Raw genomic sequence first — 5,913 nt, 5'->3', positions numbered from 1 at the left:
AAAGAGGGGTTTTATGTCGTTTTTTTAATTGATGTATACATAGAAACCTAATTCGTAACATTAACTCTAGCTAAAGAATATAGCGCCTAATTAAGCAAATAGACCTAAATCACCCATAAAGCATATGAGGTCATAACAACAAGAATCGGTACACCAATTTTAAACTTATTTTTATGAATTTTATGGTGAAAAACATACATTCCAATCCACGCCCCTATCGCTCCTCCAGCCACCGACACTAAAAATAATGTACTCTCTGGAGTACACCATTGCTTTTTCACTGCTTTACGTTTATCAATTCCTATCATCGAAAAAGCAATGATACTCATACACAATATATATACATTTTATGAGCATTATTAATTTTCACCTCACTTTTGAGATGGGTAAATATTGCGCAAAATGAAACAATCTCTATATCAAATTTAATCCCTATCACTGACTTACATAATTACATTTCCTAAACCACTAGATACAACTGTGTCATCACAACATAGCCGGAAATCGTACAAGCAAGCTGTACATAAAAAATGAAAATACTCGTTAAATCATATGAGAAAAATCATAACAATTTGATATCATGATTTTTTGTATTAGGCAAAAAAATGAGGATATAAGAAACAAAGTAAGTCGTAATCTAAATGTATATTGTTAGGCAAAAATGTTTGTATAGACCCACCCACTTATTATTTGGTAATGTATGAAAGGACTTTAAATGCGCTGAAATGTATTGTGTTTTTCTAAAGAATATCTTGACAATGGATCGGTGATTTAAACTGTAATCTGCTGATTATATTTTATGAACAAAACATAAAAACAATATAAGAAAGGAGCATACAGACATGAATGAAAACCGTAAATCATCTTTGTTAGCAGCATGGGTTAGTGTAATAAGTAATGTACTTTTAACTTTTATTAAAATTATAGTTGGGTTCCTTTTCAAGAGTCAGGTGTTATTAGCTGATGGTATTCATAATGCTGCTGATGTGGTAGCATCTGTAGCATCTTTAGGGTCAATGAAAATTTCAAACCGACCTGCTGATGAGGACCATCCGTATGGTCATGGAAAAGCTGAAGTCATCTCCTCAGGAATTGTAGCTATTATTTTAATTCTCGCAGCTTTATTTATGTCTTATGAATCAATAAAAGCATTATTTCATCCAGCAACGGAACCCCACATGATTGCTTTTATAGCAGCTATTGTTTCTTTAGTCTGGAAACAAATTTTATATGTATATACAATCCGAATTGGTCGACAAGTAAATAGTAAAGGTCTTATCGCAACCGCTTACGACCATCTCGCTGATGTTTATGCTTCTATTGCGGCTGTAATTGGAATTGGGATCGCTTTACTAAACAATATATATCCAATCCCATATGCAGCTTATGGTGACCCATTAGCTGGAATCATTGTTTCCTTTTTTGTCTTAAAGCTTGCATTCGGTATGGGGAAAGAAGCTGTATATATATTAATGGAAGGTGGTCTTCCTACTGAAAAACGTGGTGAATATAAGAAAATAATTCAAGCACATCCATTTGTGAAAAGAATTGATAGAATACGAGCTCGCGACCACGGTCACTATATTTTAGTTGATGTTAGGATTAGTGTCCCTGCACATTTAAGTATCCAGCAAGGACACGATATTTGTAGAGAAATAAAAACAACGATTATGAAACAGGATTCAGGAGTATATGAGGTACTCATTCATTTAAATCCATGGTATGAAGAAAAATTAGTTTATAAGAGTTTTAAATTATAAAAACAAGAAATCAGAAAATAACTTATGAGATTAAATAAATAACGATAGAAATCATCTTGGCAGCAGAAACAAATTAATTTATAGAATTTATTTTTGTATATTATTAAGCCAAAAAAGAAAGCACCTTATTCGATAAGATGCTTTCTTTTTTACTCTTATTTTAAATTCCCTACTTCGGTTAACACAGTATCTAAATCTTCTGCTGCTTTATTTAAGGTTTGTACGTCAAGCGGTTCAACCTTTGCACCTGCTTCGATTGTATGAAGCGGTGTTTCTAATTTTTCATATAAATCCGCATTCTTTTCTTTTACTGTATCTTCAAACGTTTGCCATGTTTTCTCTAATTGTTCTGCATCGTCTTTTACTTTAGCAGCATTATTTGCCTGTAATTGAGCTTTCAAATCGCTCACTGTTTGTTTCATGCTAGCTGCCCCATCAGCAATGGAGACTGTTTTTTTCTCAGACGCCTGCTCCGTAGTTTTCGTACTTTCAGCTTTCTTTTCTCCTGTCGCTCCGCAAGCACCCAATGCTAGGGAAGTTGCTACTATAACTGGAAAAATTAGTTTACGAGATTTCATATTGTTTCCTCCTATTATGCCTGTTTTTGTTGTTGTTCTAATTTTGTATCTTTTTTCTTATTCCATATTGCAAGTATTACTGCGACAACAAGAAGAATTACTTGTGGGATTGTACTTTCCCATGATGGATAAATCGCGAAAAAGTCTATAGTTGGGATTGAAAGGTGCGTAGCTGGCAATAATCCAGCAAGTTGCAAGCCATGAATACCCATTCCTGTGAATTTAAAACACAAGTAAAACATAAGAATACTTGAAACTAAGAAGAATGGACGCATCGGAATTTTCAAGCCTACCTTTAAAATTAAATACGATAGGATGATAAGTACAAAGATTCCAATCGCAATGCCTATTAGCAGGCTCGATATCTTAATAGAAGATGCCATACCAATGAAAAATAATACGGTTTCTGTTCCTTCACGAAATACCGCAAGGAATGACAAGATCGCTAATGACCACAAACTTCCCGTATCCAATGCTTTTGTACTTTGGGTACGAATATACCGTTGCCACTCTGCAATACTGGATTTACTATGAAGCCAATAACTCATATACATGAGCATCACCGCAGCAAATATCCCCGTCCATCCAGCAATGAGAAAGTTATTATTCCCAAATGCCCCTGCGGAGAAGAGCATATTCACAATCACACCAAGAATGATACTTACGCCAAGCCCTGCTCCAACACCAATCCAAATCCATTTGCTCTTTTCTTCATGACCAGCCTTTTTCAAGAAACCGAGCAACGCTACAACGACCAATAACCCTTCTAATCCTTCTCGTAACAGAATAGTAGTCGCATCTAACATGTTATAGCTCGTTTTCTCAACAAGCGGCGCTAAGTAATTCCGCATTTCTTTGATTGTTTTTTTAGCCCCTGTTATATCAGGAGAATCTGAAGAAAGCATCGCATACGAAGTAACCATGTCACGCTCAGCATCTCCATATATTTTGGAGGACTGCGTCAACACTACGCCTTCTACATCCAACCATGAGGAGCGGAATGTCTCAATATCCTTTTTCGCTCCTTCAATATCATGATTGTCGATTTTGGAAAGCGAATCATCTAAAAGAGCAATCAAGCTGGCTATATCCGCTTTTTTTGTATCTCCCTCGTTTTTTTGAGTAGATGTAGTAGAGAATTTACCGGTAATAAATTTATCATCTACGTTCTTTAATTTTTGAAGTGCTGTCTCTACTTTTTCTTTATTTGCTGGTTGTTGAGCAAACGCAAATTGCACCTGCCCCATTACATCTTCAATATCGCGATACGCTTGTGAAGATTGTTTTTTGATTCCCTCCTCAATGGAAAGCCATGTGGACCTAAAAGCTTCATATTGTTTGGAAGCTCCATTTATATCCCCTTCTTGTACAAGCTGAAGCGCTTGTATAACAGATTTATTTGCTTTTCCTAAATCATCTGCCGCTGTTGCAGCAAACCCACGGAATGGAAAACTTATGAAACCTAATAACATAACTAGTAAAAAGGTATGTACTTTCCACCTCATTCTAACCCCTCATTTCTATATATCAGCAACTTCCCATTAAATGTAACTTAACTAATATTGAAAATCATTATCATTTAAATCACTAACAAAAGTATAGGTCTTTACATTTTAGATGTCAATAAACAATTATTAGTTGTGAGAATTTACCATAAATTAATATGGAATTACCTCATTGGCAACGTATATGTAATTTTCCTAGTCACTTTATAAGTATGATGAGCAGAATAAAGCATGACCTGCACTCGCTTTCTCCCCTTGCATGTTCCTGGCCGCTTCTATGCATGGCCAGATGCTCTCGTCCACCTAAAAAGAAAGGGGTTTTTAGGTTGATTTTTCAACCTGTATTTATATATTCACACATAAAAATAGCCGTAGACGATAAAGAATTACTTGTAAACAAGTCATCTTTCCATCCTACAGCTATTATTTCAAATCCTTATCTTGCACTGAAATTTCATTTTATGCATTGTTCCCTTTTCTTACATTACTATGTTTTCTAGCATATACAAAATAAATCAAAATACCTACCATTATCCAAACACCAAAGCTAATTAAAGTTACTTGGGAAAGATTAAAAGCTAAATACATACAACTTATTATTGACACTATAGGTAAAAAGGGAACCAATGGTGCACGGAATGGCCTTGCAATATTCGGCTTTGTTTTTCGCAGTACAATTACCGAAATAGATACAAATATAAAAGCTGTTATCGTTCCCATGTTCACTAAATTCGCTAATAGGTTTAGATCTACAAACCCTGCTAAAATTGCAGCAATCCCCCCTGCAATCCACGTATTAAAGAACGGCGTTTGAAAACGTTTATGCACACTTGAAAGCTTCTTTGGAAGTAATCCATCACGACTCATGGAATAAGATACTCGTACAAAAGCAAACATCGCTACTAACAGAACTGTAGTTAAACCGGCAATCGCTCCTACTGATAACAAGCCAGCAATTTTATCCTCTCCAACAACACGTAGTGCATATGCGACTGGGTCAGCTACATTCAGTTCAGTAAATGGTACCATTCCAGTTAAAACAAATGAAACACCAATATACAGAATTGTACAAATACACAGCGATACAAGAAGACCTATTGGAACATTACGTTGCGGGCGCTTAACTTCTTCAGCAGCTGTAGCAACTGCATCAAAACCTAAAAAGGCAAAAAATACAGTAGCCGCTCCTCCAATAACGCCGTGAAATCCAAATGGAAGAAATGGCTGCCAATTATCTGGTTTTACATACTGTCCACCTACAATAATAAACCCTAAAATAACAGCAAGTTTAATAATGACCATTATGTTGTTAATACGAGCACTCTCTTTCGTACCACGACTCAATAAAAATGTAACAATTAAAATAATAAAAACTGCTGGTAGATCAATGATTCCACCTTTCCCCATACCCGGTGCAGAGGCAAAAAGAGCAGGGATTTTAATATGAAATCCTAGAAGTAGTGATTGGAAGTAAGCAGACCACCCAGCGGCTACTGCAGATGTTGCTAATAAATACTCTAACATTACACACCAACCGACTATAAAAGCAAAAATTTCTCCTAATGTGATATACGTATAAGAATATACACTACCAGATACTGGGACAGTAGAGGCAAATTCAGCATAGCAAAGTGCTACACACGCACAAACAATTGCGGCCAATACAAAAGATAATACAATTGCAGGTCCAGCATGTTTAGCTGCCACAATACCTGTTAATACAAAAATACCAGTCCCAATAATTGCTCCAATCCCTAAAAGAGTTAAATCGAATGCTCCTAACGTTTGATTCAATACTTTTTTCTTTTCTTCATTCATTTCTTTTTTCATTAGTAGACTCATTAGTAGAAACCCCATTTTCAATATAATCCCTTACTATGCACACCCTCTATTCCTTTTTAAAGGGCTTATCATGCTAAAAATACCCATAATTTCACATAATAAAATACATTTACAATTATTATTTTTCAATAGCGATAAATTTCATTTATCTCTAAACTACATATTTTTTAAAAAATACAGAAAATTATAATTATAAATAAAACTTACATATTGGGTATTCTTTCACAT

At 35.1% G+C, this 5,913-nt stretch carries 5 protein-coding genes; 1 reads left to right on the top strand and 4 read right to left on the bottom strand.

Annotated elements, in window-relative coordinates; translation table 11 throughout:
* Positions 1 to 104: 104 nt before the first annotated feature.
* Positions 105 to 329, bottom strand: coding sequence for a DUF1294 domain-containing protein (locus V7183_RS02080; RefSeq protein ID WP_097897502.1), 225 nt, complete (start codon positions 327 to 329; stop codon positions 105 to 107).
* A gap of 513 nt (positions 330 to 842) precedes the next feature.
* On the opposite strand from V7183_RS02080, the gene V7183_RS02075 reads away from it, so the two are divergent.
* Positions 843 to 1,760: a cation diffusion facilitator family transporter gene (locus V7183_RS02075; protein WP_335358552.1), complete on the top strand. Its 918-nt coding sequence runs from the start codon at positions 843 to 845 to the stop codon at positions 1,758 to 1,760.
* A gap of 155 nt (positions 1,761 to 1,915) precedes the next feature.
* Here the strand turns inward: V7183_RS02075 and V7183_RS02070 are convergent, their stop codons facing one another.
* The 3 genes from V7183_RS02070 to V7183_RS02060 all read right to left on the bottom strand — a co-directional run bounded on the left by V7183_RS02070 (position 1,916) and on the right by V7183_RS02060 (position 5,685).
* Positions 1,916 to 2,338 (bottom strand): hypothetical protein, encoded by a 423-nt coding sequence (locus V7183_RS02070; protein ID WP_335358551.1) that lies wholly within the window; start codon positions 2,336 to 2,338, stop codon positions 1,916 to 1,918.
* A 14-nt stretch (positions 2,339 to 2,352) separates the two neighbouring features.
* Entirely contained in the window at positions 2,353 to 3,843 is a 1,491-nt protein-coding gene (locus tag V7183_RS02065; RefSeq protein WP_335358550.1) for an FTR1 family iron permease, read from the bottom strand.
* 459 nt (positions 3,844 to 4,302) lie between these two features.
* On the bottom strand, positions 4,303 to 5,685 hold the full coding sequence (locus V7183_RS02060; protein ID WP_335358549.1) for an amino acid permease: 1,383 nt from the start codon (positions 5,683 to 5,685) through the stop codon (positions 4,303 to 4,305).
* Positions 5,686 to 5,913 lie beyond the last annotated feature (228 nt).

The sequence above is a fragment of the Bacillus sp. JJ1127 genome (assembly GCF_036965845.1).
Lineage (GTDB): Bacteria > Bacillota > Bacilli > Bacillales > Bacillaceae_G > Bacillus_A.
This window is presented reverse-complemented; position numbering and strand designations above follow the sequence as displayed.